This is a genomic window from Pseudolabrys taiwanensis, from assembly GCF_003367395.1.
GTDB lineage: Bacteria > Pseudomonadota > Alphaproteobacteria > Rhizobiales > Xanthobacteraceae > Pseudolabrys > Pseudolabrys taiwanensis.
On the sequence record NZ_CP031417.1, the window covers coordinates 654,038 to 679,867 of the forward strand.

Sequence of the window (25,830 nt, forward strand, 5' to 3'; positions counted from 1 at the left end):
GAAGATGAGAGCCGCATCATGATCCAGATGCAAACCAACCTCGACGTGGCGGACAATTCCGGCGCGCGCCGTGTCATGTGCATCAAGGTGCTCGGCGGCTCCAAGCGCAAATACGCCACCATCGGCGACGTGATCGTCGTTTCCGTGAAGGAAGCGATCCCGCGCGGCCGCGTGAAGAAGGGCGACGTCATGAAGGCCGTCGTCGTGCGTATTTCGAAGGACATCAAGCGCGCGGACGGTTCGGTCATCCGCTTCGACCGCAACGCCGCCGTGCTGATCAACAATCAGTCCGAGCCGGTCGGCACCCGTATCTTCGGGCCCGTGCCGCGCGAACTGCGCGCCAAGAACCACATGAAGATCATCTCGCTCGCGCCGGAGGTGCTGTAATGGCCGCCAAGATCCGCAAAGGCGACAAGGTGGTCGTGCTCACCGGCCGCGACAAAGGTCGCTCCGGCGAGGTGATCGAAGTTCGTCCGACCGAAGGACGCGCGCTCGTGCGCGGCGTCAACATGGTCAAGCGCCACCAGCGCCAGACGGCGCAGCAGGAGGGCGGGATCATCTCCAAGGAGGGGCCGATCCATCTCTCCAACCTGGCGGTCGCCGACCCGAAGGACGGCAAGCCGACCCGCGTCGGCTTCAAGATCGTCGGCGAAGGCGATGCCCGCAAGAAGGTGCGCGTCGCGAAGCGCTCCGGAGTTGAAATCGATGGCTGATACGCAGACCGAAACCAAGAAGGCCAAGGCGCCGAAGGCGGCCGCCAAGGCTCCGAAGGGCGCGCCGAAGGAAGCGGGCGAGGCCAAGGCCAAGGCACCGCGCGAGAAGTCGGATTACGTCGCGCGTCTGCGCACGCACTACGACAAGGTCGTGCGTCAGGAGATGACCGAGAAGTTCGGCTACAAGAACGTCATGCAGGTGCCGCAGATCACGAAGGTCGTGATCAACATGGGCATCGGCGAGGGCGTGGCCGACCGCAAGAAGGTGGACAACGCGTCGGCCGATCTCACGCAGATCGCCGGCCAGAAGTCGGTCATCACCAAGTCGCGCAAGTCGATCGCGAACTACAAGCTGCGCGACGGCCAGGCGATCGGCACCAAGGTCACGCTGCGCAAGAAGCGCATGTACGACTTTCTCGACCGCCTCGTGAACGTGGCGCTGCCGCGCATCCGCGACTTCCGCGGACTGAACCCGAAGAGCTTCGACGGCCGCGGCAACTACTCGCTGGGCATCAAGGAACACATCGTGTTCCCGGAAATCGACTTCGACAAGGTCACCGATTCCTGGGGCATGGACATCACCGTCTGCACCACCGCGCAAACCGACGACGAAGCGCGCGCGCTGCTGGCGGCATTCAACTTCCCGTTCCGGCAGTGAGGGCCGCTTCGGCACCTCATACGCGGAACCGCAAGGAGCGATAACGTATGGCGAAGAAGAGTTCGATTGAGAAGAACAACCGGCGGCGGAAGATGGCCAAGTCTTTCGCGAACCGCCGCGCGAAGCTCAAGAAGATCGTGCAGGACAAGAACGTGGACCTCGAGGAGCGTTTCGCCGCGTCGCTCAAGCTCGCCGAGCTGCCGCGCAACTCCTCGCGCACCCGCATTCGCAATCGCTGCGAGCTCACCGGGCGCCCGCGCGCCTTCTACCGGAAGCTGAAGCTCAGCCGTATCGCGCTGCGCGACCTCGGCTCCAACGGCCTCATTCCTGGCCTCGTGAAGTCGAGCTGGTGAGGAGGGACGCGATATGTCCGTGAACGATCCGATCGGTGATATGATCACCCGCATCCGCAACGCGCAGCTGCGGAACAAGTCGAAGGTCTCGATGCCGGGTTCCCGGCAGCGCGAGCGCGTCGCCGAGGTGCTCAAGACCGAAGGCTACATCCGCGGCTATACCAGCGTCGCGCATGCCAACGGCCGCAGCGAGCTCGAGATCGAGCTCAAGTATTTCGACGGCACGCCCGTGATCCGCGAGATCGAGCGTGTCTCCAAGCCCGGCCGCCGCGTCTACGCTTCGGTCAAGGCGCTGCCGCGCATCAACAACGGCCTTGGCGTCGCCATCGTCTCGACGCCGAAGGGCGTGATGGCCGACCACGACGCTCGCGATGCGAACGTCGGCGGCGAAATTCTCTGCACGGTGTTCTGATGTCTCGTATCGGCAAACGCGCGGTTAGCATCCCGTCTGGCGTCACCGCCAACGTGGAAGGCCAGACCGTCAAGATGAAAGGCCCCAAGGGGGCGTTGCAGCTCGTGCTGCACGACGACGTCGTCGTGTCCATGGACAAGGCGGCGATCAAGGTCGCGCCGCGCGACGAGAGCAAGCGCGCCCGTTCGCTGTGGGGCACGTCGCGCACGCTGGTGTCGAACCTCGTCACCGGCGTCACCAAGGGCTTCGAAGAGAAGCTCGAGATCACCGGCGTCGGTTATCGCGCGGCGGTGCAGGGCAAGCAGCTCAACCTGCAGCTCGGCTTCTCGCACGACGTGAACTATCCGATCCCGACCGGCATCACGATCGCGACGCCGAAGCCGACGGAAATCGTCATTGCCGGCATCGACAAGCAGCAGGTCGGGCAGGTGGCGGCGGAGATCCGTGGCTACCGTCCGCCGGAGCCGTACAAGGGCAAGGGCGTCAAGTACGCCAACGAGTACATCTTCCGCAAGGAAGGCAAGAAGAAGTAAGAGGGACCTCGCATGTCGAAAATCAAAGACCGGGCCGCGCGGCGGACTGCGTCGGTGCGACGCAAGGTCAAGCTTGCCGGCATCACCAGCGGACGTCTGCGCCTTTCGGTGTTCCGTTCGTCCAAGCACATCCACGCCCAGCTCATCGACGATCTCAAGGGCGAGACCGTCGCCGCTGCTTCGTCGCTGGAAAAGTCGCTGCGTGAGGCGAGCAAGACGGGGGCCAACATCGAGGCGGCCAAGACCGTCGGCAAGCTGCTGGCCGAGCGCGCGACCGCCAAGGGCTTCAAGGACGTCGTGTTCGATCGCGGCGGCTACATCTATCACGGCCGCGTCAAGGCGCTGGCCGATGCCGCCCGTGAGGGCGGTCTCAACTTCTAACGGAACGAACCCATGGCACATGAACCTCGACGAGATCGTGAGCGCGGTGGTCGCGATCGTGAAGAGCGCGACAGCGAGTTCACGGACAAGCTCGTCCACATCAACCGCGTCGCCAAGGTGGTGAAGGGCGGCAAGCGCTTCGGTTTCGCGGCGCTCGTCGTCGTCGGCGATCAGAAGGGCCGCGTCGGCTTCGGCCACGGCAAGGCGCGCGAAGTGCCGGAAGCGATCCGCAAGGCGACCGAAGGCGCCAAGCGCTCGCTGACCCGCGTGCCGCTGCGCGAAGGCCGTACGCTGCATCACGACGTGCTCGGCCGTCACGGCGCGGGCAAGGTGTTCCTGCGCGCGGCCCCTCCGGGCACCGGCATCATCGCCGGCGGTCCGATGCGCGCCGTGTTCGAAACGCTCGGCATGCAGGACGTGGTGGCGAAGTCGCTCGGTTCGTCGAACCCGTACAACGTCGTGCGCGCCACGTTCGATGCGCTGAAGAACCAGGACTCGCCGCGTTCGGTCGCGGCGCGCCGCAACATCAAGGTGTCCACGCTGCAGTCGCGTCGTCGCGAAGGCGGCGAGGCCGAGGCGACGGCGGAGTAATCGGTCATGGCTCAAAGCAAGACCATCAAGGTGGAGCAGGTGGGCAGCCCGCTGCGTCGTAGCAACGACCAGCGTGCGACCCTCATCGGGCTCGGTCTCAACAAGATCGGTCGCGTCAAGGATCTGCCGGACAATCCGGCGACGCGCGGCATGATCCGCAAGGTGCAGCACCTCGTCCGCGTGGTCGGCGAGGCGAAGTAATAAATTCTGTCGTCACCGGGTTCGTCCCGGTGACCCCGATAAGGCGGGCAGGGCTTTGCCTTCCTAAGCGAGATGGCCGGCACGAGCCCGGCCATGACAATCGACAGGGTCGAGGACAAGACGATGAAACTGAACCAGATCGCCGACAATGCCGGCGCGCGCCAGAAGCGCACGCGCCTCGGCCGCGGCATCGGCTCCGGCAAGGGCAAGACCGGCGGCCGCGGCGGCAAGGGTCAGACCGCGCGTACGGGCGTGCGCATCAAGGGCTTCGAGGGCGGCCAGATGCCGCTGCATCGCCGCCTGCCGAAGCGCGGCTTCCGCAACACGTCGTTCCAGCTGAGCCTCAACGAGATCAATCTCGGCAAGGTCCAGGCGGCGATCGACGCGGGCACGCTCGATGCCAAGAGCCCGGTGAACGCCGAGGCGCTGGTCAAGGCTGGCCTGATGCGCCGCGCCAAGGACGGCGTGAAGCTGCTCGGCCAGGGCGAGCTGAAGGCCAAGGTTGCGTTCGAGGTCTTCGGGGCGTCGAAGTCGGCGGTGGCGGCGGTCGAGAAGGCCGGCGGCAGCGTCAAGATCCTGGCGCCGGCGGTCGAAGAGACCGACGAGGAGCCGAAGGGCAAGAACGCGCGCAAGGCGAAGGAAGCCGCCAAGGCGTAATTGGCCTGGCGGCGGTGCGGCATCCGGCACCGGGTGTCGCCGGCGGCGACCGGCTACAAGAACTGACGGCAATGCCTATCTAAGGCTTTGCCAGAACGGACTATCCTGACGGCCTCAAGGCCATTCAGGCGCTGGCAGCGACAGGGCGCGGCGGCAGGAGCGGACTGATGGTTTCGGCGGCGGAACAACTGGCGGCCAATCTCAATTTCTCGGCGCTCGCCAAAGCCGAAGAGCTCAAGAAGCGTATTTGGTTCACGGTCGGCGCGCTGCTCGTCTACCGCCTCGGCACCTATATTCCGTTGCCCGGCATCGACCCGGCCGCCTGGGAGCAGCTCTTCCAGACGCAGTCCGGCGGCATCCTCGGCATGTTCAACATGTTCTCCGGCGGTGGCATCCACCGCATGGCGATCTTCGCGTTGAATATCATGCCGTACATCTCGGCATCGATTATCGTTCAGCTACTGACCACGGTCTCGCCGACGCTCGAAGCGCTCAAGAAAGAGGGCGAGCAGGGCCGCAAGATCATGAACCAGTACACGCGGTATCTGACCGTGGTGCTGGCGGCTTTCCAGTCCTACGGCATCGCCGTCGGCTTGCAGGGCTCGGGCAATGTCGTGGCCAATCCCGGCCTGTTCTTCCTGATCTCGACCACGATCACGCTGACCGGCGGCACGATGTTCCTGATGTGGCTCGGTGAGCAGATCACCGCCCGCGGCATCGGCAACGGCATCTCGCTGATCATTCTCTCCGGCATCGTCGCCGAGCTGCCGTCCGCGATCGCCGGCACGCTCGAACTCGGCCGCCAGGGCGCGATCTCGACCGGCCTTATTCTGGTGATCATCGTGATGGCGGTCGCGGTTATCGCCTTCATCGTGTTCATGGAGCGCGCCCAGCGCCGGCTGCTGATCCAGTATCCCAAGCGCCAGGTCGGCAACCGCATGTTCGAGGGGCAGTCCTCGCATCTGCCGCTCAAGCTGAACACGTCGGGCGTCATTCCGCCGATCTTCGCATCGTCGCTGCTGTTGCTGCCGACCACGGTGGCGAACTTCAACGCCGGCAGCGGTCCGAACTGGCTCACCACGATCACCACGCTGCTCGGCCATGGCCGGCCGCTGTTCCTGGTGCTCTACATCGCGCTCATCATCTTCTTCGCCTTCTTCTACACCGCGATCGTCTTCAACCCGACCGAGACCGCGGACAATCTCAAGAAGCATGGCGGCTTCATTCCGGGCATTCGTCCGGGCGAGCGCACGGCCGAATACATCGACTATGTGCTGTCGCGCATCACCGTGATCGGCGCGCTTTATCTGTCGATCGTGTGTTTGATTCCGGAGATCCTGATCTCCTACGCGGCGGTGCCGTTCTATTTCGGCGGCACGTCGCTGCTGATCGTCGTCAGCGTCACCATGGATACCGTGGCGCAGATCCAGGGCTACTTGCTGGCCCATCAATACGAAGGCTTGATCAAGCGGTCGAAATTGCGGGGGCGCAATCGATGAGACTGATCCTGCTCGGCCCGCCGGGGGCGGGGAAGGGCACACAAGCGCAGCGGCTGGTCGAAAAGCACAAGATCGTACAGCTTTCGACCGGTGACATGCTGCGTGCGGCCGTGGCTGCCGGTACGCCGGTCGGCCAGCGGGCGAAGGCAATCATGGAAGCCGGCCAGCTTGTGCCGGACGAGGTCGTGGTGGCGATCATCGCCGACCGGATCGACCAGCCGGACGCCAAGCGCGGTTTTGTGCTCGACGGGTTCCCGAGGACGGTGCCGCAGGCCGAGGCGCTCGATAAGCTCCTGGCCGACCGCGGCCTCAAGCTCGATGCCGTGATCGAGCTCAAGGTCGACGAGGGCATTCTCCTCAAGCGCATCGAGAACCGGGTCGCCGAAATGACCGCCCGGGGCGAGAAGGTCCGTGCCGACGACAAGCCTGAGGTGCTCAAGGGCCGCCTCGAGGCCTATCGGGTCCAGACGGCGCCATTGGCGGCTTTCTATGCCCAAAAGGGCCAGCTCAAGACCGTGGACGGCATGGCGCCGATCGACGCGGTGACGGGCGCCATCGATGGCCTGCTGAAGCCGGGCAAGGTCCAGGCGGCGGCCAGCCGGCTGGTGGCTAAGGTGCGCTCTGAAGTTATTTCAACCTTTGCGGGTGCGAATTCGGAAATGGCGGAACGCCACGTCCCGCGCACGCGGCTGAAGCGCGGGTTGTCGAAGCCCACGTCAAGCGGAGGTTGACGAGGGCGCGATGAATCCCTTAATAGACATCGAATCCAGGAGTTTGACGCGACGCCGGGTCCCAGGGCGGCTGGGCCGGGTGTCGTGTTATGTTTTGTGTTATCCCGTTGAGGGTGCACAAGAATTTGGCGCGCGCCGCGCGCTTGGCCGGTAACAGGAGAGCAATTCGTGGCTCGTATCGCGGGTGTCAACCTACCCACCAACAAGCGCGTGATCATCGCGCTGCAGTACATTCATGGCATCGGACCGAAGATCGCCAAGGATATCGTCAAGGCTTTGAACCTCTCGGAGGAGCGCCGCGTATCGCAGCTCACCGACGCCGAGGTGTTGCAGATCCGCGAGCTGATCGATCGCGACTATATGGTCGAGGGCGATCTTCGCCGTGACGTGGCGATGAACATCAAGCGGCTGATGGACCTCGGGTGCTACCGCGGCCTGCGTCACCGCAAGGGTCTGCCGGTCCGTGGCCAGCGCACGCACACCAACGCGCGCACCCGCAAGGGTCCGGCCAAGACCATCGCCGGCAAGAAGAAGACCGCCTGATCACATTTAATCGCCCGCGCCGGATGAGGCTGGCGGGCCGCGAAAGGACTACTTAGATGGCCAAGGAAGCCACCCGCGTCCGCCGGCGCGAACGCAAGAACATCGCCTCCGGCGTGGCGCATGTGAATGCGTCGTTCAACAACACCATGATCACCATCACCGACGCGCAGGGCAACGCGATTGCCTGGTCGTCGGCTGGCACCATGGGCTTCAAGGGCTCCCGCAAGTCGACGCCTTACGCCGCGCAGGTCGCGGCCGAGGACGCCGCCAAGAAGGCGCAGGAGCACGGCATGCGCACGCTCGAGGTCGAGGTGTCGGGTCCGGGTTCGGGCCGTGAGTCGGCGCTGCGCGCGCTGCAGGCGGCGGGTTTCACCGTGACGTCGATCCGCGACGTGACGTCGATCCCGCATAATGGTTGCCGTCCGCGCAAGCGTCGTCGCGTCTGATTGCGTTTATGTGCGCGGGCCTCGGGCCCGCGCCACTGTTTAACCGCCGAGACATTTTCCCCACTGGGCGGGGTGGGATGGGCGAGGCCCTTGACGCCTCAGCCGCTCAAAAGGTGAAAACGTGATCCAAAAGAATTGGCAGGAATTGATCAGGCCGAACAAGCTCCAGGTCACCCAGGGTCACGACGCCGCGCGCGTCGCCACCGTGGTTGCCGAGCCGCTCGAGCGCGGCTTCGGCGTGACGCTCGGCAACGCGCTGCGCCGCATTCTTCTGTCTTCACTCCAGGGCGCGGCCGTGCAGTCGGTGCATATCGACGGCGTGCTGCACGAGTTCTCCTCGATCGCCGGCGTGCGCGAGGACGTGACCGATCTGGTGCTGAACATCAAGGACATCGCCATCAAGATGCAGGGCGAAGGCCCCAAGCGCATGGTGGTGAAGAAGCAGGGCCCGGGCACCGTGACCGCGGGCGACATCCAGACCGTCGGCGACGTGACCGTGCTCAATCCGGACCTCGTGCTGTGCACCCTCGACGAGGGCGCCGAGATCCGCATGGAGTTCACCGTCAACACCGGCAAGGGCTATGTCCCGGCCGAGCGTAACCGTCCCGAGGACGCGCCGATCGGCCTGATCCCGGTCGACTCGCTGTATTCGCCGGTCAAGAAGGTTTCGTACAAGGTCGAGAACACCCGCGAGGGCCAGATCCTCGACTACGACAAGCTGACCATGACGATCGAGACCAACGGCGCCGTCACGCCGGAGGACGCGCTCGCTTTCGCCGCGCGCATCCTGCAGGACCAGCTCAGCGTGTTCGTCACCTTCGAGGAGCCGCGCAAGGAGCAGGCCGCCGAGGCGATCCCCGAGCTCGCTTTCAACCCGTCCTTCCTCAAGAAGGTGGACGAGCTCGAGCTGTCGGTGCGTTCGGCCAACTGTCTCAAGAACGACAACATCGTCTACATCGGCGACCTCGTGCAGAAGACCGAAGCCGAGATGCTGCGCACGCCGAACTTCGGCCGCAAGTCGCTCAACGAGATCAAGGAAGTGCTGGCGCAGATGGGCCTGCACCTCGGCATGGAAGTGCCGGGCTGGCCGCCGGAAAACATCGAAGAGCTGGCCAAGCGCTTCGAGGATCATTACTGAGTTCCTCCCGGGCGCAGCGCGGCACGCGCGTGGTGCGCTGCAGGCCCGGGATCATAACGGCCATAAGGCCAGGGCGAACGCGGGAAGCCCACCCGAGCGAAAGGTCCGACGAGCCGTCGTGACACAGAGAAGAGAGAAGGATTAGTTCGATGCGTCACGGTAAGGTTCACCGCAAGCTGGGCAAGAAGCCGGCTCACCGCAAGGCGATGTTCGCCAACATGTCGGCCTCGCTCATCAAGCACGAGCAGATCATGACCACGCTGCCGAAGGCGAAGGAACTTCGCCCGGTGGTGGAGAAGCTGGTGACGCTGGCCAAGAAGGGCGGCCTGCATGCCCGCCGCCAGGCGATTTCGCAGGTCCGCGACGTCGACATGGTCAAGAAGCTCTTCGAGGTGCTCGGCCCGCGCTACAAAGAGCGCAACGGCGGCTACACCCGCATCATGAAGGCGGGCTTCCGCTACGGCGACTCCGCCCCGGTGGCGGTGATCGAATTCGTCGACCGCGACGTCGATGCCAAGGGCCAGGACTCGGGCCCGGTGCAGGGCCAGACCGCGGAAGCCGAGACGGTCGCCGCCTAACCACGGCGAAGTTCTGAGAAATACGAAAGCGGCGCTTCGGCGCCGCTTTTTTCGTTTTTGGGGTTGCCGCGCGCGGCCAGGCTCAAAGCTCAAGACAGCGTCGGACAAGCTTTTGCCCGTAACGTCAGCGGACGGCGCGGTATGGCCGTTGGCGGCGAGTTAACGCACCGGCACGGACTGCGTGCGACAATTCATGATGGTGCTCTGTGGCAATTCCGGCGGCTTCAATGGCACAGCTCGATCACGCGGGGGCGGCAGGTGAAGACTCTTCGGACGTGTCCGCGCTCACCGCGCGTCTGACCGCGGAGGTGAACCAGATTGCCTGCGATAAGGCCTCGGCGATCCGCGGCATCACCGCGGACATGAAGATGCTGTCGCTCAACGCGCTGGTCGAAAGTGCGCGCGCCGGCGAGCAGGGCCGCGGCTTTGCCGTGGTGGCGAAGGAAGTGAGCGACGTCGGCCACCGCATCGAGACCATCGCGCGCGAACTTGAATCCGAACTGGTCAAGCGCACCGGCGCCTTGATGAAGTCGATCGGCCAGATGGCGGACCGTTCGACCGGCGAGCGCATGGTCGATCTGTCGCTCAATGCCATCGAGCTGATGGATCGCAACCTCTACGAACGCACCTGCGACGTACGTTGGTGGGCGACGGATTCGGCCGTGGTCGATTGCGCGACCGCACCTGATCCGGCGAACGGCGCGCATGCGAGCGAGCGTCTTGGCGTGATCCTCGGTGCCTATACGGTTTATCTCGATCTCTGGCTGTGCAGCCTCGACGGCACGATCCTGGCCAATGGCCGGCCCGACAAGTTCAAGGTTAAAGGGCGCAACGTTTCCGGCGCGGCCTGGTTTCGCGATGCGCTGGCCTTGAAGTCCGGCGATGAATACGTGGCGGGCGATGTCGAACGGCAGTCGCTGCTCAACAATGCACAAGTTGCGACTTACTGCGCGAGTGTGCGGAGCAAGGGGCAGTCCCGCGGCAAGCCGCTGGGCATTCTCGCGATCCACTTCGATTGGGAGACGCAGGCGAGAGCCATCGTCCAAGGCGTGCGCGTCAATGACGACGCCGCGCGTGTGCTGCTGGTCGATGCCGACTTCCGCGTCATCGCGTCGTCGGACGGTCAGGGGCTTTTGACCGAACGCTTTCCGCTGGCCGCCGCGAAGCGAAGCAGCGGTTACTATCAAGATGCATCCGGCGCGGTCGTGGCTTTCCACGTCACGCCCGGCTACGAGACCTATAAGGGGCTCGGCTGGTACGGTGTGATCGTGCGTCGTGCGCAGGGCCCGGCGGCGAGAGAGTCTTCCGTGCAAACCACCAGCTCGGGCCCGGTCGCAGCCTGATGCCTGTTTGTTGGGTGCCGGGGACGGCGGCGCTTCATCATGCCGTTAATGGTTGCGCGTGGTCTTATTTCCGACCGTAAAAAATCAGGTCAGCTGGACAAGATTCGAATCCCGTGGCTCGTGCCGCCGTGACGCGCTAAATTTGCGTGTGGCTAGACCCGCACGACCTCAACGGCGGCGGGCAGGGGGAAAACGACATGTTTCGCAAATTAGGACTGGCGTGCGCCTTCGGCGCCGCGCTGATGACGTCTGCCTACGCGCAATCGGATCTGGTCAAGCGCGGCGATTATCTCGTCAATACGATCATGACTTGCGCCAACTGCCACACGCCGAAGGGTCCCACCGGCGACATCGCGGAGAAGGCGTTCTCCGGCGGCCTTTCCTGGGACGAGCCGCCGTTCAAGGTGACCGCTTCCAACATCACGCAGGACAAGGAGACCGGCATCGGTTCGTGGACCGACGCGCAGATCAAGATGTTGCTGCGAACCGGCAAGCGGCCGAACGGCGTGCAGATCGCCGAAGTGATGCCGACGGCGTTCTACGGCATCATCAGCGATCGCGACATGAATGCCATCGTCGCTTATCTGCGCACGATCAAGCCGATCAGCAACAAGGTGCCGGACCCGATCTACAGGATGCAGCTTCCGCATCACGCGTATCCGGGATCGGAAAAGCCGTATACGGAAGCGACGATCAACGGCGACAAGCTCAAAAAGGGCTTCTATCTCGCGACCATCGGCCATTGCATGGAGTGTCACACGCCGTTCAAGGCGGGCGGCGGCAAGGACTTCGTCGGCGATCTCGGCAAAGGCGGCATGGAATTCCCCGGACCGTGGGGCAAGTCGGTGTCGCGCAACATCACGCCAAGCAAGACGAAAGGCATCGGCGCCTGGACGGATGCCGAAATCAAAACGGCGATCACCACCGGCAAGGATAAGGACGGCAAGCCGCTGAAGCCGCCGATGGGCTATCATTACTACAGCAAGATGACGGGCGAGGATCTCGACGCCGTCATCGCTTATCTGCGCACCGTGCCGGCGCAGGACTAGCGTTACCCGTGGCGGCGGCCCGATCGGCTGGCTCGCCGCCGTGGTCATCTCACCAGCCGTGCAGCACGACCTTGCCGATGCTGCGTTCGCTTTCAATCATCTCGTGCGCGCGCCTGAGATTGGCGGCGTTGATCGGGGTGATCTCGTTCGCAAGGGTGGTGATCAGCACGCCGCTGTCGACCAGCGACGAAACGTCGTCGAGCAAGCGGTGTTGCGCGATCATGTCCGGCGTCTCAAAGCTCGGGCGCGTGAACATCAGCTCCCAGTGGATCGACGCGGCCTTGCTCTTGAGCAAGTTGGCGTCGAGCGTCGTCGGATTGTCGATCAGCGCGAATTTGCCTTGCGGCGCGATGATCTCGGCGATGGCCGGATAGTGCTGTTCGGTGTTGGTCAGTCCAGCGATCAGGGCGACATTGGCGTGGCCGATCGCCTTGAGCTGTTCGGGCATCGGCTGGCGATGGTTGATGACGTGGTGCGCGCCGAGCTTGCGGCACCAATCCTGCGTTTCGGGCCGCGAGGCGGTGGCGATGACGGTGAGCGCCGTCAGCCGCCGCGCCAGCTGGATGAGGATCGAGCCGACGCCGCCGGCGCCGCCGATGACGAGCAGGGCGCGGTCGTCCGGCGTCTTGCCGGGCAGGACGCCAAGCCGGTCGAACAGCAGTTCCCAGGCGGTGATGCTGGTGAGGGGCAGGGCGGCTGCCTGCGCGAACGACAGGGTCTTGGGCTTGTGTCCGACAATGCGCTCGTCGACCAGGTGGAATTCGGAGTTGGTGCCCGGGCGCTTGATCGACCCGGCGTAGAACACCTCGTCGCCCGGCTTGAACAGAGTGACGGCGGTACCGACGGCGTCAACAACGCCGGCGGCGTCATAGCCGAGGATCTTCGGCGGTTCGCCAGGGGCCGGCTGGGCGCGCAGCCGGACTTTGGTATCGACCGGATTGACGGAGATGGCGCGGACCGCGACGCGCAGGTCGCGCGGGCCGGGCTCCGGCTTGTCGACGACGAGGTCGACGAGAGAGTCCTCGGCGCTGATCGGCAGTGACTTGGAATAGGCGACGGCTTTCATGGGCGCTTCCTCGGTCATGAAGTCTCCCACATGTCCGAATACCGACCTTAGCCGCAAGTACGGATTATTTCTGTATCTAGTACCCAAAAGGGTACTATTGCGACGAATCAAAGGGATAGGGCCCTGAAATGCCATCGCCGGCCGCCGTTAAGAGCTCCGTCCGGAGGAAGACTCTCCGCAGCTATGACTGCGCGATCGGCTGCCCGGTCGAGGCCGTGCTGGACCTCATCGACGGCAAATGGAAGGGCGTCATCCTCTACCACCTGCAGGACGGCTCGCTGCGTTTCAACGTGCTGCGCAAGCGATTGACCGGCATCACCCAGCGCATGCTGACCAAGCAACTGCGCGAGCTGGAGCAGTCCGGCCTGATCGTGCGCACGGTCTTTGCCGAGGTGCCGCCCCGGGTTGAGTACCGCCTGTCATCCCTGGGCGAGAGCCTGCGGCCTGTGCTGACGATGCTGCAGGACTGGGGTGAAACCTATCTGCAGGAGCGGGACCAGCGGCCTGGCACGACGGCGGTGTCTCGGCGGGCGCGGGGTTGATTGTCTTCATTCGGCCCGAAGCCCGACTTATATCAGCGGAACTTGAGGAGAAAAGTCCATGCCATCGATGATGCGGCTCCTTGTTCTGGCCTGCGGTCTGGTCGCGCTGTCCGCGCCGCCGCTGCTGGCGCAGGAGCGGCGGGTACCGACCCAGCCCGAGCTCGTCCTGTCCTATGCGCCGGTCGTGCAGCGCGTGTCGCCGGCCGTGGTCAACGTTTATGCCGCGCGCGTGGTGCAGCAGCGCAATCCGTTGTTCGACGATCCGATCTTCCGGCGCTTCTTCGGCGGCCCGGGAGGCGGTCCCAGCCAGTTGCAGCGCTCGCTGGGGTCCGGCGTTATCGTCGACAGTTCGGGGCTCATTGTCACCAACAACCATGTGATCGAAGGCGCCGACGAGGTGAAAGTCTCGCTCGCCGACAAGCGTGAGTTCGAAGCGAGCGTCGTGCTCAAGGATCAGCGCACCGATCTCGCCGTGCTGCGCATCAAGGACGGCAACACGCATTTTCCGTTCCTCGATTTCGCCAACTCCGACGCGCTGCAAGTCGGCGATGTCGTATTGGCCATCGGTAACCCGTTCGGCGTCGGCCAGACGGTAACGCACGGCATCGTCTCGGCGCTGGCGCGCACGCAGGTCGGTATCACCGACTATCAGTTCTTCATCCAGACCGACGCTGCGATCAATCCGGGCAATTCGGGCGGCGCGCTGGTCGATCTCGCGGGCAAGCTCGTCGGCATCAATACAGCGATCTTCTCACGCTCCGGCGGCTCGCAGGGTGTCGGCTTTGCCATTCCCGCCAACATGGTGCGTGTTGTCGTCGCCTCGGCCAAGAGCGGCGGCGGCGCGGTGAAACGGCCGTGGCTCGGCGCCAAGCTGCAGGTGATCACCCCCGATATTGCCGAGAGCATGGGCCTCAAACGTCCGGCCGGCGCGCTCGTCGCCAATGTGCTGCCCGGCGGACCGGCGGCGCAGGGGGGACTGAAGGCGGGCGACATCATCGTCTCGGTGGACGGCCAGGACGTCGACGACCCCAATGCCTTCGACTACCGCTTCGCCACCAAGCCGCTCGGCGGCAAAGCGCAGCTCGGCATCGAGCGCGGTGGCAAGCCGCAATCCGTCTCGGTCGCGCTGATAACCGCACCGGACACGCCGCGCGAGGAGATCACCATCCGCTCGCGCTCGCCGTTCTTCGGCGCCAAGGTCGCGAATTTGTCGCCGGCGCTCGCCGATGAATTGCGTCTCAACAGCGACGAGGGCGTCGTCATCCTCGACGTCGATCAAGGCTCGTATGCGAGCAATCTCGGTTTCCAGCGCGGCGACGTGATCCTCGAGGTCAACGGCGAGAAGATCGCCAAGACCGGCGATCTCGCGCGCGCCAGCGATCGGCAGAGCCGGACATGGCGTATCCAGCTTCTGCGCGGCGGGCAGAAGATTTCCGCGGTGTTCGGTGGATGAGCGCCATGGGAGCGCATGTCGTCGGGCTGAGCGAGAGGCGGCGGCTCGGCGCCTGGTCTTTCTGGATTTCGCTCGCGACGCTCGTTGTCACGGTGGTGCTGGCGGCCGTGTACGCCAAGCCGCTCGTTGAGGCCTATGTGGATGCCGGCGAGCCGTCATTCGGCGGTCGCGTCCGGTCCTTCGCCAGCGTGGTACTACCGTTCTGGCTGACATTTGCGGCGCCTGTTCTTTTTCTGGCGAGTCTTTTGACGGGCGTGGCCGGTTTGCTGCGGCGGGGGGACAGGCGGGCGCTCGCAGGGGTCGGGATTTTGGTGACTTTGATAGGCTTCGCCGTGATCGCGCTGCTGTTCGGGTTGGCTCAGCCGGTCGCTCAGGGCTGACTTGCGATGGCGTTCGGCATGCCCCACCTTGATCGCGATGGCTAAAAATCCCGCGCCCAATTTGTTCGCCGCCGCCGGGCTGGATGCGGACGCGCCGCGTCCGCTTGCCGACAAGCTGCGGCCGCAAAAGTTGTCCGAGGTCGTGGGGCAGGACCACTTGCTCGGTCCTGACGGCGTGCTCACGCGCATGCTAGAGACGCGTTCGCTCGGCTCGCTGATCTTCTGGGGACCGCCAGGCACCGGCAAGACCACCGTGGCGCGGTTATTGGCACAGGCCACCGATCTGCATTTCGAACAGATCTCGGCGATCTTCACCGGTGTTGCCGATCTCAAGCGCGTGTTCGAGGAGGCGCGCCGCCGCCGCGAGATGGGGCAGGGCACGCTGCTGTTCGTCGACGAGGTGCATCGCTTCAACAGAGCGCAGCAGGACAGCTTCCTGCCGGTGATGGAAGACGGCACCATCGTGCTGATCGGCGCGACGACGGAGAATCCGTCCTTCGAGCTCAATGCGGCGCTTCTGTCGCGCGCGCGTGTGCTGGTGTTCAAGTCGCTCGGCGCAGATGCGGTCGAGCAACTGCTCAAACGCGCCGAGCAGATCGAAGGCAAGCCGCTTCCGCTCGACGGGAATGCGCGTCTGATGCTGGCCGGCATGGCCGATGGCGATGGCCGCGCCTCGCTCACCCTCGCCGAAGAAGTCTGGCGCGCTGCACGCCCGGGCGAGATATTCGATGGCGTCAAGCTGCAGGAGATCGTGCAGCGGCGCGCGCCGCTCTACGACAAGAGCCAGGATGGCCATTACAATCTCATCTCCGCGCTGCACAAATCGGTCCGCGGCTCCGATCCCGATGCGGCGCTCTATTATCTCTGCCGTATGTTGGACGCGGGCGAACCGCCGCTCTACATCGCGCGCCGCGTCGTGCGCATGGCGATCGAGGACATAGGGCTCGCCGATCCGCAGGCGATGATCATCGCCAACGCCGCCAAGGAGACTTACGACTTTCTCGGCTCGCCCGAGGGCGAACTCGCCATCGCACAGGCGGTGATCTATTGCGCCACCGCGCCGAAGTCGAACGCCGGCTATGTCGCCTACAATACCGCGATGGAGGTCGCCAAGCGCGGCGGGTCGCTCTTACCGCCCAAGCACATCCTCAATGCGCCCACGGGCCTGATGAAGGACGAAGGCTACGGTCGCGGTTATGCCTACGACCACGATCAGGAAGAAGCTTTCTCGGGACAGAGCTACTTCCCCGAAGCGCTGCCGCGTCAACAGTTCTACAATCCGGTCGAACGCGGATTCGAACGTGAAATCAGAAAGCGACTGGATTACTGGGCGAAGCTGAGGAAGGAACGGGGCGGGGCATGAGCCTCAGGCGGGGGGCGGCAGCGGCCGCGATGGCGCTGATGTCGTGCCAGGCACTCGCGGCGCAGCCGGACGAGAAGGTGACCGGCCGTTGGGCTGTCGATCAGGACGCCTGCTCGGGCTTTTCCCTTTCGGCCGAACGCATGCCGCTGGTGGTGACGGATTATGCGGTGCGCTGGCGGGGCGATTCCTGCCGCATCGCGCGTATGTACAAAACCGGTCACGACGTGCACATCCAGGCCCTGTGCTGGGGCGAGGCGGGCGAGCGCTCGGTGCCGGTATCGCTCACGCCGCATGCCGGCAAACTGTTATTGCGCTGGGACCGGGTGAACTCCGGCGATCTCAAGCGCTGCGAATGAGAAAGAATAGCCAATGAAACGCGGTAAAGGCGGCGGCCCCAGGCAGCCGGGCGGTGGACGGCGCGAGGCGGGCCCCCGGCAGCAGCAGCGGGGCACACGCGGCGCCGCGCGTCTCGGTGGCGGCGGTCGGCCGCGTTCACGCGACGACGAGGGGCGTCCGCTGCGGCACGGCGATGAGCGCCCTGCGGGGCGTCCAGGACGCGGCTCATCTGGGCACGGCGCCGGCCGCGGACGGCCCCCACGCGCCGCCCAGGGCGAGGGCGGGCCCTCTTTCTTCCGCAAGTCCGGAGGAGCTGGCCGTGGGTTCGGCGAAGGGCGCTCTCCTGACCGGCGTGACGAGGGCCGTGGCGAGGGCCGCGGCCGCCCGCAGGGCGAACGAAAGCCGGCACGGTTTGGCGAGGATCGGCGGCCGCCGCGATTCAACGACGAACGGCCGCTTCGGCGGCACGATCGCGACGACGAGCGCCGTCCGCCCCGCTGGCGGGACGATGAGCGGCCCGCAGGCCGTCACGCCGAGGGCCGGAACGGCGGGGGACGCGGCCGCGGGTTGGCCGAGGAAAGCAGCCGCGGGCCGTCCCGTCGCGGGCCCAAGCGCGAGGGTGGGCGTTCCTTTGGACGCGGCGCCGAGGAACGGCGCGAGACTTATGCCAAGCCGCATCGGCCGGCGAAGCCGTCGGCCTTCGAGGGCCGACCGCGCCGGCCGGCGCAGGACGAGAGCATGGAGCCCGCCGTGGCAGTTTCGCCGGCGCTCGCCGAAGCCACCAAGGTGCAGACTGTCACGGTCTCGCGTGACGAGGACGGCATGCGCGTCGACCGCTTCTTCGAAGCGCGCTTTCCCGGCCTGTCGTTCAGCCACATCCAGCGCATCGTTCGCAAAGGCGAGGTGCGTCTCGACGGCAAGCGCACCGAACCGAAGGCGCGGCTCAGCGTCGGCCAGCAGCTCCGCATTCCGCCGCTGAAGGTCGAGGCACCGCCGCCGCGTCCCGATGCTCCACAAGCGCAACACGACCGGGCTTTCATCAAGTCGATCACGCTTTACGAAGACGACGACGTGATGGTGCTCAACAAGCCCATGGGCCTCGCCGTGCAGGGCGGCTCCGGCACGACGCGCCACATCGACGGCCTCCTGGGCTCGTTGCGCGGGCCGCATCCCGACGCGCAACGGCCGCGCCTTGTGCACCGTCTCGATAAGGATACTGCCGGCTGTCTGCTCGTCGCGAAAACGCGCTTTGCCGCGGCCGCACTTGCCAAGACCTTCCGCTCGCGTTCGGCGCGCAAGATCTACTGGGCACTGGTCGCCGGCGTGCCGAAGCCGCGTCAGGGCCGCATCTCGACCTATCTCACCAAGCAGGAGGTCGAGGAAGACTCCTTCATGCGCGTCGCCGAGCATGGCGAGAAGGATGCTGTGCACGCCGTCACGTATTACGCCGTGGTGGACACTTCGGCGCAGAAACTCGCCTGGCTGTCTCTGAAGCCAGTCACCGGCCGCACGCATCAACTGCGCGCGCACATGGCGCATGTCGGCAATCCGATCGTCGGCGATCCCAAATACTTTAACATCGAGAATTGGGAATTGCCGGGCGGTATCCAGAACAAGCTGCATCTGTTGGCGCGCCGCATTGCCGTGCCGCATCCGCGCGGCGGTACGATCGATGTATCGGCGCCGCTGCCGCCGCACATGGAGCAGTCGTGGAACCTGCTCGGCTTCGACGTAAAGCGGTACGATCCGATCGAGGATGCGCCGGAAGAAGAGTAACGCGATTGTCAGGCTGCGGGACGTCGCAGCCTCTCGTCTTGCGTGCTCGGCGTCGCCATCTGTCGCGGAGGGGTGAAGGCGAGCCGGATGCAGGGTTTGTTACGAGCAGTTGTCGTTGTTGCGTTCGCGGTGTCCGCCGTGACGCTGGCGCATGCGCAAACGGCGGACCCCAACATCGTTCACGTCGCGCCATTACCGCTTGGTCCGCCGGGGCCTCAACCCGGGCTGCCGCCGGCCTATCAGTCGCCGCGCGGCACGGTAGAGCAGGTGCGGCCGGTCAAGCCACTGCGCGTGCCGCGTCACGGCGCGAGCGAACCGCCGCCGCCGATCATCAATCCGCAGACGGGCGTCGCATTGCCTAACATGCGAACCATTTCGCCGTCGGGGCCTGGCGGGCGCGAGACGTATCAGGATCGCGCGGCGCGCTGTGCACATCAGGCCGGCGCCTATGGCGCCAATGCCGGCGACCGCAACACCTATATCAACAATTGCATTAATCAGTGACCTAGTCCGTTCCCGGAGGTGCGAGGTGTTGCAAGCCTCGAGGGGGCGGCTGCCTCAAATCTCCTCCACGACCTGGGCGTAGGAGATCAGCGCAAACAGCGCCGTGCCGCCCACCACGTTGCCGATGAGAACCGGCACGGCGAAATTGCCGACCATGTGCCACAGCGTCCAATCGCCGGCGAGCACCAGCAACCACGCTTCCATGCTGCCGGCGATGATGTGGGTGAAGCCGCCGACCGCAATCAGCCAAGTCATGATGGTGATGACGGCGAGTTTCGAGGTCTCGGCGCTCGGCAGCATCCAAACCATGGCGGCGATGAGGAAGCCGGACGCGATGCCGCGCAGGAGCATCTGCCACCACCCGATGTTCGTCAGAATGCGGCTGAGCTCCATCATTCCTTGATGGATATCCTCAGGCACTGCCGGGAGGTAGGTGCAGAAGATAGCGGCGAAAAGCGTGCCGGCGATATTGGCAAGCAGAACGATGGCCCATAGCCGCAACATCCGCCAGAGATTCTCGAGCGAGAGATCGTTCAGCACCGGCAGCACCACCGTGATGGTGCTCTCGGTGAAGAGTTGCTGCCGACCGAGCACGACGATGAGAAAGCCGATCGAGTAGCCGAAAGCCGCGATGAGGTCGCGCCACGGCGCGTCGGGAAGGTGTGTGTGCAACACCGCCTGGGCGAGAAGCGAAAAGCTGATCGAGAGGCCCGCTGCCACGCCCGACCACCAGAGAGAGAAAGCCGGGCGCTCCATCTCTTCGTCGCCCAGCCGTCGTACCACCTCGTAGATGACTGGCGTGCGCGGCGTCGACATCTCCTCGACATCTTCAACTTCGCGCTGCGAGATGCCGCGTGCGGCGCGGCGTTTGCCGGTGGATTGCTGCTTGCTGGAGCGGCGCTCGGTCATGGAGACGTGAACGTTGCCCACGGCGCCGGGTTCCCGCCTGGCCTTCGATGACTGCTCTTGACAGGCAACTAGATGGTTGCATATTAGGCGGCGATGGACGCGGTCTTCAAAGCGCTCGCGGATGCAAGCCGCCGGGAATTGCTCGACCGTTTGCGCGCCGAGAACGGCCTCACTCTGGGCCAGCTGTGCGAGCGGCTTGCCAAATCGGGCTCACCGATGACGCGGCAGGCGGTGAGCAAGCATCTCGCGATCCTCGAGGAGGCCAATCTGGTCGCGGCGGTCAAGCGTGGCCGCGAGAAGCTGCACTATCTCAATCCAGTGCCGATCCACGAGATCGCAGAACGCTGGATCGGCAAGTTCGAACGTTCGCGGCTACAGGCGCTGAGTGACCTGAAAAAGGACCTGGAGGCGCATGATGAGTAAACCAAGTTTTGTCTACGTCACTTACATCCGCACAACACCCGAGGAGCTCTGGGCCGCGCTGACCGATCCGCGTACGATCCGCAGATATTGGTTCGGCATGTCGGCCGAAAGCGACTTCAAGGCCGGCTCGCCGTGGCGGCTCAAGCTCGATGACGGCCGCGTCGCTGACGCAGGCGAGATACTGGAGGCAGATCCGCCTCGCCGCCTTGTAATCCGCTGGCGCAACGAGTTCAGGCCGGAGCTCAAAGCGGAAGGGTACTCGCGCTGCACGATGCAGATTGAGATGGCCGACTACTACCCTGATTTCGGCGGCAAGGCGGCCAAGCTCACCATTCGTCACGAGATCGAAGGCGAGGGCGGCAAGTTCATCGAAGCGGTTTCCGGCGGTTGGCCGAAGGTTTTGTCGAATCTCAAGTCTCTGCTCGAGACCGGCGACGTGGCGTTCAAGGAGTAAGCCGATGACCAGGCCACATTCGTCTGTGTCACCTCGGCTGACCGTCGTGCACAACGAGTTCGGCGACGGTCGCAAGATCTTCGGCTTGGTCAGCAAGGGATGGCCTGCGGCGTTATCGAGCCTGAAGTCGTATCTGGAAACAGGCTGCGGTCTACAACCGTCGTGGGATGAAGAGGCGGCCAAACGAGCGGCAGCGGAGGCCCAATGACAGACGCAGCCTCGTTCGTACCGAAGACCGTTTACGTCACCTATATCGCAGCCGCCCCCGAACAGATTTGGCAGGCGCTGACGGATCCCGCATTCACGCGGCACTATTTCAGTGGCTTCGCCGTCGACGTCGAGCCGCGCGCCGATGGCCACTTCGGCCTGCTGTATCCCGACGGTCGCGTTCATATCGCCGGCCGTGTACTTGAATGGTCACCGCCGCGACGATTTTCCTGCACGTGGGTGGTAGAGGGCATGCAAGGTTTTGACGAATTGCCCGAATGCATCGTGACGTACGAGATCGAGCAGGCGGGTGGCAGCTGCAAGCTGACCATGACCGAGTCTCATTCCTGGGACGTGCCAGAGGCTATCCTGGCCGGCGGCCGCGCCGGCTGGCCGGCGATATTGTCCAGCCTCAAGAGCCTGCTCGAGACCGGCAACGCACTCGCGATCGCGATGGCGCCCCCACCGGACTTCATCGAGGCAGTCGCGCGCGCGGTGGCGGAGAAGCCGTGGCTTAGATCCAGGTAGTGTCCGGATGCCTCCAATCCGCACGAAAAGTTTGGACATCTGGCGTGCGCTGCTGTGCCGAGTTCCACGATCTGCTAAAGGCTGACGCTTCGTGGCGGTGACTCGCCACCTTGAGTCGCAGCCCTTTGATGGACACGCGCGCCGACACTTATCTTGGATACCGGCATATGGCGGCGGAGCCGCGGCCAGTCGCGGTGACGCGCTGGAGCGCTCAGCTTGCGGATCCGCAGGTCGAGCAGGATTTCCGGATCGATCGGTTTGCCGAGGATCGCCGGCGCGTGATGTTGCTGCTGCTGCTGGCATCGGCGGTCAGCGCGTTCAACTTCGGTTTCCAATTTCACGAGTTCTGGACTCGCGGCGGCGTGGTGGTCAGCCTGATCCCGGCCGCGGCGCCCGTATTCCTGCCATTGATTGCGTTCGGCATCGTCTCCCGCGTCCGCAGGCCCGGCCTGCTCGAAGCGTTGATGGCGGTCTTCATCGTCGTTGGCATGGTGTCGCGGATGACGATTATGACGGTCTATCCGGTGACGGCCTTCTTGTGGCCGACGCTCATCGTCAGCATTGTCTTCATCATCTATGTCTACTTGCCGATCCGCTTCTTCGTCGCAGCCGCGCTGGCGGCGGCGTTCTCGGTCGTTGCGCCGGCATGGTGGTTCTTCGTCGCCGGCACGACGCTGCCGTTGGAGCAGATGCTGCGGGCCTCGGTATGGCTGGTCTTCGCCAACGCACTCGGCTTTCTCGCCGCGAACTCCATCCAGCGTGCCCAGCGGGAGCGCTATGCGCAAAGCCTTCTGCTGAAGGAGCTCTTGTCGACCGACGCGATGACCGGCATCGGCAATCGCCGCCGGTTCGACGACGCACTCGAGCGCGAATGGCGCCGCTGCAGCCGCTCCGGCAAGCCGCTGTCCTTGCTGATGATCGACGTCGATCACTTCAAAGCCTACAACGATCATCACGGCCACCTGCAGGGCGATGAGTGTCTTCGCCAGGTCGCCAAGCTGTTGGTGGAGAGCGTCGGCCGACCGGCCGATCTGGTCGCCCGCTATGGCGGCGAGGAGTTCGTCTGTCTGCTGCCCGAAATCGCCGAGGAGGGCGCCCGCGCCGTCGCCGCGAAGTGCATGATGGCGATCGCGCGCGCGGCCATTCCGCATGCGGGCTTGCCGGCAGCGGCGAAGCTGACCATCAGCATCGGCGCTGCCACCGGCCACGAGGTCGCCTTGCACAGTCCGGGCGCGCTGGTCGCGCTCGCCGATAAACTGCTCTACTGCGCCAAGCGCGCCGGCCGCGACCAGGTCGTGACCGGCGTGTTGTAGTGCCTAAGCCGCTTGATTGAGAATCGCCCGTCGCAGCGATGCAATCACGCGCTCGCTTGATCGAGCGCCGCGATGTCCTCCGCCGACAGTTTGAGCGCCGGCGCCTTCAATATGTCCTTGAGCTGCTCAAGGCTCGTGGCGCTGGCGATCGGCGCTGTGACGCCGGGCTTTGCGAGCAACCAGGCGAGAGCGATCTGCGCCGGCGTCGCATGCTGCCGGCTCGCCACCTGATCGAGCGCGTCGAGGATCGCGACGCCGCGCGGGTTGAGATAGCCCTTCACCTTACCGCCGCGGGCGGCATTCTTCCGCGCGTCGGCTTCGGTGCGGTACTTGCCGGTGAGGAAGCCGGCGGCCAGCGCATAGAAGGGGATCACGCCGAGCCCGTGCTCGCGGACGATCGGCAAATAGTCGGTCTCGAAGCCGCTGCGTTCGACGAGATTATAGAGCGGCTGCAGCGTCTCGTAGCGCGGCACGCCGAGTTTGGCGCTGGCCGCGAGCGACGCGGTCAGCCGTGCCGGCGTGAGGTTCGAGGCGCCGATGGCGCGCACCTTGCCGGCCTTGATGAGTTGCGCGTAGGCCTCGAGCGTCTCCTCGACCGGCGTCTCTTCGTTGTCGAAATGCGTCTGGTAGAGGTCGATGCAGTCGACCTGAAGCCGCTTGAGCGAGGCTTCGGTCGATCGCAGGATGTAGTCCTTGCGCACGCATTTGCCTTCGCCCATGTCGGAGCCGACCTTGGTGGCGATGACCACCTTGTCGCGCTTGCCGCTTTGCTTGAACCAGCGGCCGATGACGGTCTCCGACTCGCCGCCGCTATGCCCCGGCGCCCAGCGCGAATAGCTGTCGGCGGTGTCGACGGCGTTGAAGCCGGCATCGACAAACGCATCGAGGATGGCAAACGACGTCTTTTCGTCGGCGCTCCAGCCGAACACGTTGCCGCCGAGCATGAGCGGGGCGATTTGAAGGCCAGAGCGGCCGAGCGGGCGAAGTTGCATGGTTGTCCTTTTTCGCGGCGTTCGGTGGTCGTCAGAAATCGGGTCGGCGCCAGCGGTCGGTGTCGATAGGAGAAGGTGCAGTCCTAACCCGAGACCTCGCAATGCAGCAAGAAAACACACACATCATTACTCGCAATCCGTTCGGCACCATGGATGTTCCCACGCCAAATGACAGGGACGTGTTGGACTTTGCCGCAACGGCAAGATTGCCGGGCGATGCAGGCGACGCCAATGCCGGCTCGTGGGCACAGGCGCTTGCGCCGGCCGATCCGCTCGATGGCGCATGGGCAAGCCGCTGGAACGGCGGAGCCGATCCGACCATTGCCGGCGATACGCCGGAGAAATGGAAGCAAGGCAGGGCGGAAGTCCGCGCTATCGGCGAGCGCGTTTACTTACGTTTCGATTGGGACGGCGGCCGACGGCACGGATTGATCGACGCGCACCGCGAGAGTGAGACTCGCCTGGTCGGCAAATACATCAATCTCACCGATCCGAAAATCACGCGGCCGTGGGTTGGGCTTATCGTCGATGCGACGCGCATCGACGGGCGCTTTCCGCATGGGCGGCTCGACTTCCGGCGCTGAGTTGCCGCTCAGCGCAAGGACGCGTTGATCTTGTCGAGCGCCGATTGACCCGGGCACAGCTCTTTCGCATTGAGCGTATTGAGCGGCGCCCTCACGGTGCGCAGATGCTCATGCAAATCCTGCGGCTCTTCTTCGACGTAGAGCAGGCCCGTGACGATCTGCCCCTTCGACGCGTGATGCTGCAGGAAGCCGAGCGCGGCGGTGCGGTCGTGCAGGTCGTAGTCGGCCGCGAGCTTGCGCAGCGCGAGGCGAGAGCCGTCGTGCTGCTCGACGATCTCCACCGTGCCGGGCTCCTGCTTCACCTCGATCGGCATGCGCGAGGAAATGAAATCGAGGCGGTTCACCGCCTCGTTGTGCTCGCGCACGAAATCGAAGCTCTTGGTCGAGCCGGCATGGTTGTTGAAGGCGACGCAGGGCGAGATGACGTCGATGAAAGCCGCGCCCTTGTGGGCAATGGCCGCCTTGATGATCGGCACGAGCTGCTGTTTGTCGCCGGAGAAGGAGCGGGCGACGAACGAGGCACCGAGCTGCAGCGCCATGGCGACGAGGTCGATGGAGTTGTCGGTGTTGATCACGCCGCGCTTGGACTTCGAGCCCCGGTCGGCGGTGGCCGAGAACTGGCCTTTGGTCAGGCCATACACGCCGTTGTTCTCGACGATGTAGACCATGTTGACGCCGCGGCGCAGGCAGTGCGCGAACTGGCCGAGGCCGATGGAGGCGCTGTCGCCGTCGCCGGAGACGCCGAGATAGATGAGGTCCCGGTTGGCGAGATTGGCCCCGGTCAGCACCGACGGCATGCGGCCGTGCACCGAGTTGAAGCCGTGCGAATTGCCGAGGAAGTAGGTCGGGGTCTTCGACGAACAGCCGATGCCGGAGATCTTCGCCACGCGGTGCGGCTCGATCGACAGCTCGAAGCAGGCCTGGATGATGGCGGCGGTGATGGAGTCGTGACCGCAGCCGGCGCACAAGGTCGACACCGAGCCTTCGTAGTCGCGGTGGGTGTAGCCGAGCGCGTTCTTCGGCAGGTCGGGGTGATGGAATTTCGGCTTGGCGATGTAGGTCATGGGATTGCCGCTCTCTCTCTGCCGTCATGCCCGCGAAAGCGGGCATCCAGTACGCCGCAGCGCCGGTCGTATTCGCCGGCTACCGTGATTACTGGATCGTCCGCTTTCGC

At 64.7% G+C, this 25,830-nt stretch carries 32 protein-coding genes and 2 pseudogenes; 30 read left to right on the forward strand and 4 right to left on the reverse strand.

Going from position 1 to position 25,830, the window contains the following annotated elements:
- Positions 1-18 precede the first annotated feature (18 nt).
- The 18 genes and pseudogenes from rplN to DW352_RS03090 all read left to right on the forward strand — a co-directional run bounded on the left by rplN (position 19) and on the right by DW352_RS03090 (position 11,826).
- The gene (gene rplN, locus DW352_RS03005) at positions 19-387 is read left to right on the forward strand and encodes a 50S ribosomal protein L14 (protein WP_115688410.1); all 369 of its coding nucleotides are present in this window, start codon (positions 19-21) and stop codon (positions 385-387) included.
- Positions 387-713, forward strand: a complete 327-nt coding sequence (rplX, locus tag DW352_RS03010) for a 50S ribosomal protein L24 (RefSeq protein ID WP_115688412.1) — start codon at positions 387-389, stop codon at positions 711-713. The genes rplN and rplX overlap by 1 nt, the downstream gene beginning before the upstream one ends.
- Positions 706-1,371: a 50S ribosomal protein L5 gene (gene rplE / locus DW352_RS03015; protein ID WP_115688414.1), complete on the forward strand. Its 666-nt coding sequence runs from the start codon at positions 706-708 to the stop codon at positions 1,369-1,371. Before rplX ends, rplE begins: the two co-directional genes overlap by 8 nt.
- A 47-nt stretch (positions 1,372-1,418) precedes the next feature.
- Positions 1,419-1,724, forward strand: a complete 306-nt coding sequence (rpsN, locus tag DW352_RS03020; RefSeq protein ID WP_115688416.1) for a 30S ribosomal protein S14 — start codon at positions 1,419-1,421, stop codon at positions 1,722-1,724.
- A gap of 13 nt (positions 1,725-1,737) precedes the next feature.
- Complete coding sequence (rpsH, locus tag DW352_RS03025; RefSeq protein ID WP_115688418.1) at positions 1,738-2,136, forward strand: 30S ribosomal protein S8; 399 nt, start codon at positions 1,738-1,740, stop codon at positions 2,134-2,136.
- Entirely contained in the window at positions 2,136-2,669 is a 534-nt protein-coding gene (gene rplF / locus DW352_RS03030; protein ID WP_115688420.1) for a 50S ribosomal protein L6, read from the forward strand. The genes rpsH and rplF overlap by 1 nt, the downstream gene beginning before the upstream one ends.
- Before the next feature lie 12 nt (positions 2,670-2,681).
- Positions 2,682-3,050, forward strand: a complete 369-nt coding sequence (gene rplR, locus DW352_RS03035) for a 50S ribosomal protein L18 (protein WP_115688422.1) — start codon at positions 2,682-2,684, stop codon at positions 3,048-3,050.
- A gap of 12 nt (positions 3,051-3,062) precedes the next feature.
- Positions 3,063-3,641, forward strand: coding sequence for a 30S ribosomal protein S5 (gene rpsE / locus DW352_RS03040; protein ID WP_115688424.1), 579 nt, complete (start codon positions 3,063-3,065; stop codon positions 3,639-3,641).
- A gap of 6 nt (positions 3,642-3,647) precedes the next feature.
- On the forward strand, positions 3,648-3,842 hold the full coding sequence (gene rpmD, locus DW352_RS03045) for a 50S ribosomal protein L30 (RefSeq protein WP_115688426.1): 195 nt from the start codon (positions 3,648-3,650) through the stop codon (positions 3,840-3,842).
- Between the two features lie 123 nt (positions 3,843-3,965).
- Positions 3,966-4,499: a 50S ribosomal protein L15 gene (rplO, locus tag DW352_RS03050; RefSeq protein WP_115694210.1), complete on the forward strand. Its 534-nt coding sequence runs from the start codon at positions 3,966-3,968 to the stop codon at positions 4,497-4,499.
- Positions 4,500-4,666: 167 nt separating this feature from the next.
- Entirely contained in the window at positions 4,667-5,998 is a 1,332-nt protein-coding gene (gene secY, locus DW352_RS03055; protein WP_115688428.1) for a preprotein translocase subunit SecY, read from the forward strand.
- Positions 5,995-6,562, forward strand: a pseudogene (locus DW352_RS03060) (adenylate kinase); the annotation flags it as partial. The gene secY and the pseudogene DW352_RS03060, both read left to right, overlap by 4 nt.
- 335 nt (positions 6,563-6,897) lie before the next feature.
- Positions 6,898-7,272 carry a 30S ribosomal protein S13 gene (gene rpsM / locus DW352_RS03065; protein WP_115688432.1) on the forward strand — a complete coding sequence of 125 codons (375 nt, stop codon included), beginning with the start codon at positions 6,898-6,900 and terminating at the stop codon, positions 7,270-7,272.
- Between the two features lie 56 nt (positions 7,273-7,328).
- Positions 7,329-7,718 (forward strand): 30S ribosomal protein S11, encoded by a 390-nt coding sequence (rpsK, locus tag DW352_RS03070; RefSeq protein ID WP_115688434.1) that lies wholly within the window; start codon positions 7,329-7,331, stop codon positions 7,716-7,718.
- 121 nt (positions 7,719-7,839) lie between these two features.
- Positions 7,840-8,856, forward strand: coding sequence for a DNA-directed RNA polymerase subunit alpha (locus tag DW352_RS03075; protein WP_115688436.1), 1,017 nt, complete (start codon positions 7,840-7,842; stop codon positions 8,854-8,856).
- Between the two features lie 149 nt (positions 8,857-9,005).
- Complete coding sequence (gene rplQ, locus DW352_RS03080; protein WP_115688438.1) at positions 9,006-9,434, forward strand: 50S ribosomal protein L17; 429 nt, start codon at positions 9,006-9,008, stop codon at positions 9,432-9,434.
- 227 nt (positions 9,435-9,661) lie between these two features.
- Complete coding sequence (locus tag DW352_RS03085; protein ID WP_115688440.1) at positions 9,662-10,777, forward strand: cache domain-containing protein; 1,116 nt, start codon at positions 9,662-9,664, stop codon at positions 10,775-10,777.
- Between the two features lie 197 nt (positions 10,778-10,974).
- On the forward strand, positions 10,975-11,826 hold the full coding sequence (locus tag DW352_RS03090; RefSeq protein ID WP_170153514.1) for a c-type cytochrome: 852 nt from the start codon (positions 10,975-10,977) through the stop codon (positions 11,824-11,826).
- 49 nt (positions 11,827-11,875) lie between these two features.
- Here DW352_RS03090 and DW352_RS03095 read toward each other — a convergent pair whose 3' ends face one another.
- The gene (locus tag DW352_RS03095; protein ID WP_115694212.1) at positions 11,876-12,892 is read right to left on the reverse strand and encodes a zinc-binding alcohol dehydrogenase family protein; all 1,017 of its coding nucleotides are present in this window, start codon (positions 12,890-12,892) and stop codon (positions 11,876-11,878) included.
- Between the two features lie 128 nt (positions 12,893-13,020).
- Between DW352_RS03095 and DW352_RS03100 the strand changes: the two genes are divergently transcribed.
- From DW352_RS03100 to DW352_RS03130, 7 genes and pseudogenes are all read left to right on the forward strand, one after another.
- Positions 13,021-13,434, forward strand: coding sequence for a winged helix-turn-helix transcriptional regulator (locus DW352_RS03100; protein WP_115688442.1), 414 nt, complete (start codon positions 13,021-13,023; stop codon positions 13,432-13,434).
- A gap of 58 nt (positions 13,435-13,492) precedes the next feature.
- Positions 13,493-14,887 carry a DegQ family serine endoprotease gene (locus DW352_RS03105; protein ID WP_425374632.1) on the forward strand — a complete coding sequence of 465 codons (1,395 nt, stop codon included), beginning with the start codon at positions 13,493-13,495 and terminating at the stop codon, positions 14,885-14,887.
- 5 nt (positions 14,888-14,892) lie between these two features.
- Positions 14,893-15,267, forward strand: a complete 375-nt coding sequence (locus DW352_RS03110; RefSeq protein ID WP_210209917.1) for a hypothetical protein — start codon at positions 14,893-14,895, stop codon at positions 15,265-15,267.
- Positions 15,268-15,304: 37 nt separating this feature from the next.
- Positions 15,305-16,630 (forward strand): replication-associated recombination protein A, encoded by a 1,326-nt coding sequence (locus tag DW352_RS03115; RefSeq protein ID WP_115688448.1) that lies wholly within the window; start codon positions 15,305-15,307, stop codon positions 16,628-16,630.
- Entirely contained in the window at positions 16,627-16,986 is a 360-nt protein-coding gene (locus DW352_RS03120) for a hypothetical protein (protein ID WP_162826749.1), read from the forward strand. The genes DW352_RS03115 and DW352_RS03120 overlap by 4 nt, the downstream gene beginning before the upstream one ends.
- A 676-nt stretch (positions 16,987-17,662) precedes the next feature.
- Positions 17,663-18,742, forward strand: a pseudogene (locus DW352_RS27255) (RluA family pseudouridine synthase); the annotation flags it as partial.
- 42 nt (positions 18,743-18,784) lie between these two features.
- Positions 18,785-19,246, forward strand: coding sequence for a hypothetical protein (locus tag DW352_RS03130; protein ID WP_162826750.1), 462 nt, complete (start codon positions 18,785-18,787; stop codon positions 19,244-19,246).
- Positions 19,247-19,300: 54 nt separating this feature from the next.
- On the opposite strand, the gene DW352_RS03135 is transcribed toward DW352_RS03130, so the two are convergent.
- The gene (locus DW352_RS03135) at positions 19,301-20,176 is read right to left on the reverse strand and encodes a formate/nitrite transporter family protein (protein ID WP_245434301.1); all 876 of its coding nucleotides are present in this window, start codon (positions 20,174-20,176) and stop codon (positions 19,301-19,303) included.
- Between the two features lie 72 nt (positions 20,177-20,248).
- On the opposite strand from DW352_RS03135, the gene DW352_RS03140 reads away from it, so the two are divergent.
- The 4 genes from DW352_RS03140 to DW352_RS03155 all read left to right on the forward strand — a co-directional run bounded on the left by DW352_RS03140 (position 20,249) and on the right by DW352_RS03155 (position 23,080).
- Positions 20,249-20,578, forward strand: a complete 330-nt coding sequence (locus DW352_RS03140) for an ArsR/SmtB family transcription factor (protein WP_115688458.1) — start codon at positions 20,249-20,251, stop codon at positions 20,576-20,578.
- Positions 20,571-21,032, forward strand: a complete 462-nt coding sequence (locus DW352_RS03145) for an SRPBCC family protein (RefSeq protein ID WP_115694213.1) — start codon at positions 20,571-20,573, stop codon at positions 21,030-21,032. Before DW352_RS03140 ends, DW352_RS03145 begins: the two co-directional genes overlap by 8 nt.
- Before the next feature lie 204 nt (positions 21,033-21,236).
- On the forward strand, positions 21,237-21,767 hold the full coding sequence (locus DW352_RS03150; protein ID WP_115688460.1) for an SRPBCC family protein: 531 nt from the start codon (positions 21,237-21,239) through the stop codon (positions 21,765-21,767).
- 128 nt (positions 21,768-21,895) lie between these two features.
- A complete protein-coding gene (locus tag DW352_RS03155; protein WP_210209918.1) occupies positions 21,896-23,080 on the forward strand; it encodes a GGDEF domain-containing protein in 1,185 nt (394 codons plus the stop codon).
- 44 nt (positions 23,081-23,124) lie between these two features.
- Here DW352_RS03155 and DW352_RS03160 read toward each other — a convergent pair whose 3' ends face one another.
- The gene (locus tag DW352_RS03160; protein WP_115688462.1) at positions 23,125-24,072 is read right to left on the reverse strand and encodes an aldo/keto reductase; all 948 of its coding nucleotides are present in this window, start codon (positions 24,070-24,072) and stop codon (positions 23,125-23,127) included.
- 101 nt (positions 24,073-24,173) lie between these two features.
- Here DW352_RS03160 and DW352_RS03165 point away from each other — a divergent pair, with 101 nt between their 5' ends.
- Complete coding sequence (locus DW352_RS03165; protein WP_115688464.1) at positions 24,174-24,656, forward strand: hypothetical protein; 483 nt, start codon at positions 24,174-24,176, stop codon at positions 24,654-24,656.
- 8 nt (positions 24,657-24,664) lie between these two features.
- On the opposite strand, the gene DW352_RS03170 is transcribed toward DW352_RS03165, so the two are convergent.
- Complete coding sequence (locus tag DW352_RS03170; protein ID WP_115688466.1) at positions 24,665-25,720, reverse strand: 2-oxoacid:ferredoxin oxidoreductase subunit beta; 1,056 nt, start codon at positions 25,718-25,720, stop codon at positions 24,665-24,667.
- Between the last annotated feature and the right edge of the window lie 110 nt (positions 25,721-25,830).

What these genes read in the sequence shown, in the direction of transcription:
- DW352_RS03090 (WP_170153514.1), top strand. Translation starts at nt 10,975, where the DNA reads ATGTTTCGCAAATTAGGACTGGCGTGCGCCTTCGGCGCCGCGCTGATG.
- DW352_RS03110 (WP_210209917.1), top strand. Translation starts at nt 14,893, where the DNA reads ATGGGAGCGCATGTCGTCGGGCTGAGCGAGAGGCGGCGGCTCGGCGCC.
- rplF (WP_115688420.1), top strand. Translation starts at nt 2,136, where the DNA reads ATGTCTCGTATCGGCAAACGCGCGGTTAGCATCCCGTCTGGCGTCACC.
- DW352_RS03105 (WP_425374632.1), top strand. Translation starts at nt 13,493, where the DNA reads ATGCCATCGATGATGCGGCTCCTTGTTCTGGCCTGCGGTCTGGTCGCG.
- rpsH (WP_115688418.1), top strand. Translation starts at nt 1,738, where the DNA reads ATGTCCGTGAACGATCCGATCGGTGATATGATCACCCGCATCCGCAAC.
- rplO (WP_115694210.1), top strand. Translation starts at nt 3,966, where the DNA reads ATGAAACTGAACCAGATCGCCGACAATGCCGGCGCGCGCCAGAAGCGC.
- rpmD (WP_115688426.1), top strand. Translation starts at nt 3,648, where the DNA reads ATGGCTCAAAGCAAGACCATCAAGGTGGAGCAGGTGGGCAGCCCGCTG.
- DW352_RS03140 (WP_115688458.1), top strand. Translation starts at nt 20,249, where the DNA reads ATGGACGCGGTCTTCAAAGCGCTCGCGGATGCAAGCCGCCGGGAATTG.
- DW352_RS03115 (WP_115688448.1), top strand. Translation starts at nt 15,305, where the DNA reads ATGGCTAAAAATCCCGCGCCCAATTTGTTCGCCGCCGCCGGGCTGGAT.
- DW352_RS03170 (WP_115688466.1), bottom strand. Translation starts at nt 25,720, where the DNA reads ATGACCTACATCGCCAAGCCGAAATTCCATCACCCCGACCTGCCGAAG.
- DW352_RS03155 (WP_210209918.1), top strand. Translation starts at nt 21,896, where the DNA reads ATGGACACGCGCGCCGACACTTATCTTGGATACCGGCATATGGCGGCG.
- secY (WP_115688428.1), top strand. Translation starts at nt 4,667, where the DNA reads ATGGTTTCGGCGGCGGAACAACTGGCGGCCAATCTCAATTTCTCGGCG.
- rplR (WP_115688422.1), top strand. Translation starts at nt 2,682, where the DNA reads ATGTCGAAAATCAAAGACCGGGCCGCGCGGCGGACTGCGTCGGTGCGA.
- DW352_RS03120 (WP_162826749.1), top strand. Translation starts at nt 16,627, where the DNA reads ATGAGCCTCAGGCGGGGGGCGGCAGCGGCCGCGATGGCGCTGATGTCG.
- DW352_RS03165 (WP_115688464.1), top strand. Translation starts at nt 24,174, where the DNA reads ATGCAGCAAGAAAACACACACATCATTACTCGCAATCCGTTCGGCACC.
- DW352_RS03150 (WP_115688460.1), top strand. Translation starts at nt 21,237, where the DNA reads ATGACAGACGCAGCCTCGTTCGTACCGAAGACCGTTTACGTCACCTAT.
- DW352_RS03095 (WP_115694212.1), bottom strand. Translation starts at nt 12,892, where the DNA reads ATGAAAGCCGTCGCCTATTCCAAGTCACTGCCGATCAGCGCCGAGGAC.
- rplQ (WP_115688438.1), top strand. Translation starts at nt 9,006, where the DNA reads ATGCGTCACGGTAAGGTTCACCGCAAGCTGGGCAAGAAGCCGGCTCAC.
- DW352_RS03085 (WP_115688440.1), top strand. Translation starts at nt 9,662, where the DNA reads ATGGCACAGCTCGATCACGCGGGGGCGGCAGGTGAAGACTCTTCGGAC.
- rpsN (WP_115688416.1), top strand. Translation starts at nt 1,419, where the DNA reads ATGGCGAAGAAGAGTTCGATTGAGAAGAACAACCGGCGGCGGAAGATG.
- DW352_RS03160 (WP_115688462.1), bottom strand. Translation starts at nt 24,072, where the DNA reads ATGCAACTTCGCCCGCTCGGCCGCTCTGGCCTTCAAATCGCCCCGCTC.
- rplN (WP_115688410.1), top strand. Translation starts at nt 19, where the DNA reads ATGATCCAGATGCAAACCAACCTCGACGTGGCGGACAATTCCGGCGCG.
- rplX (WP_115688412.1), top strand. Translation starts at nt 387, where the DNA reads ATGGCCGCCAAGATCCGCAAAGGCGACAAGGTGGTCGTGCTCACCGGC.
- rpsK (WP_115688434.1), top strand. Translation starts at nt 7,329, where the DNA reads ATGGCCAAGGAAGCCACCCGCGTCCGCCGGCGCGAACGCAAGAACATC.
- rpsE (WP_115688424.1), top strand. Translation starts at nt 3,063, where the DNA reads ATGGCACATGAACCTCGACGAGATCGTGAGCGCGGTGGTCGCGATCGT.
- DW352_RS03145 (WP_115694213.1), top strand. Translation starts at nt 20,571, where the DNA reads ATGAGTAAACCAAGTTTTGTCTACGTCACTTACATCCGCACAACACCC.
- rplE (WP_115688414.1), top strand. Translation starts at nt 706, where the DNA reads ATGGCTGATACGCAGACCGAAACCAAGAAGGCCAAGGCGCCGAAGGCG.
- DW352_RS03100 (WP_115688442.1), top strand. Translation starts at nt 13,021, where the DNA reads ATGCCATCGCCGGCCGCCGTTAAGAGCTCCGTCCGGAGGAAGACTCTC.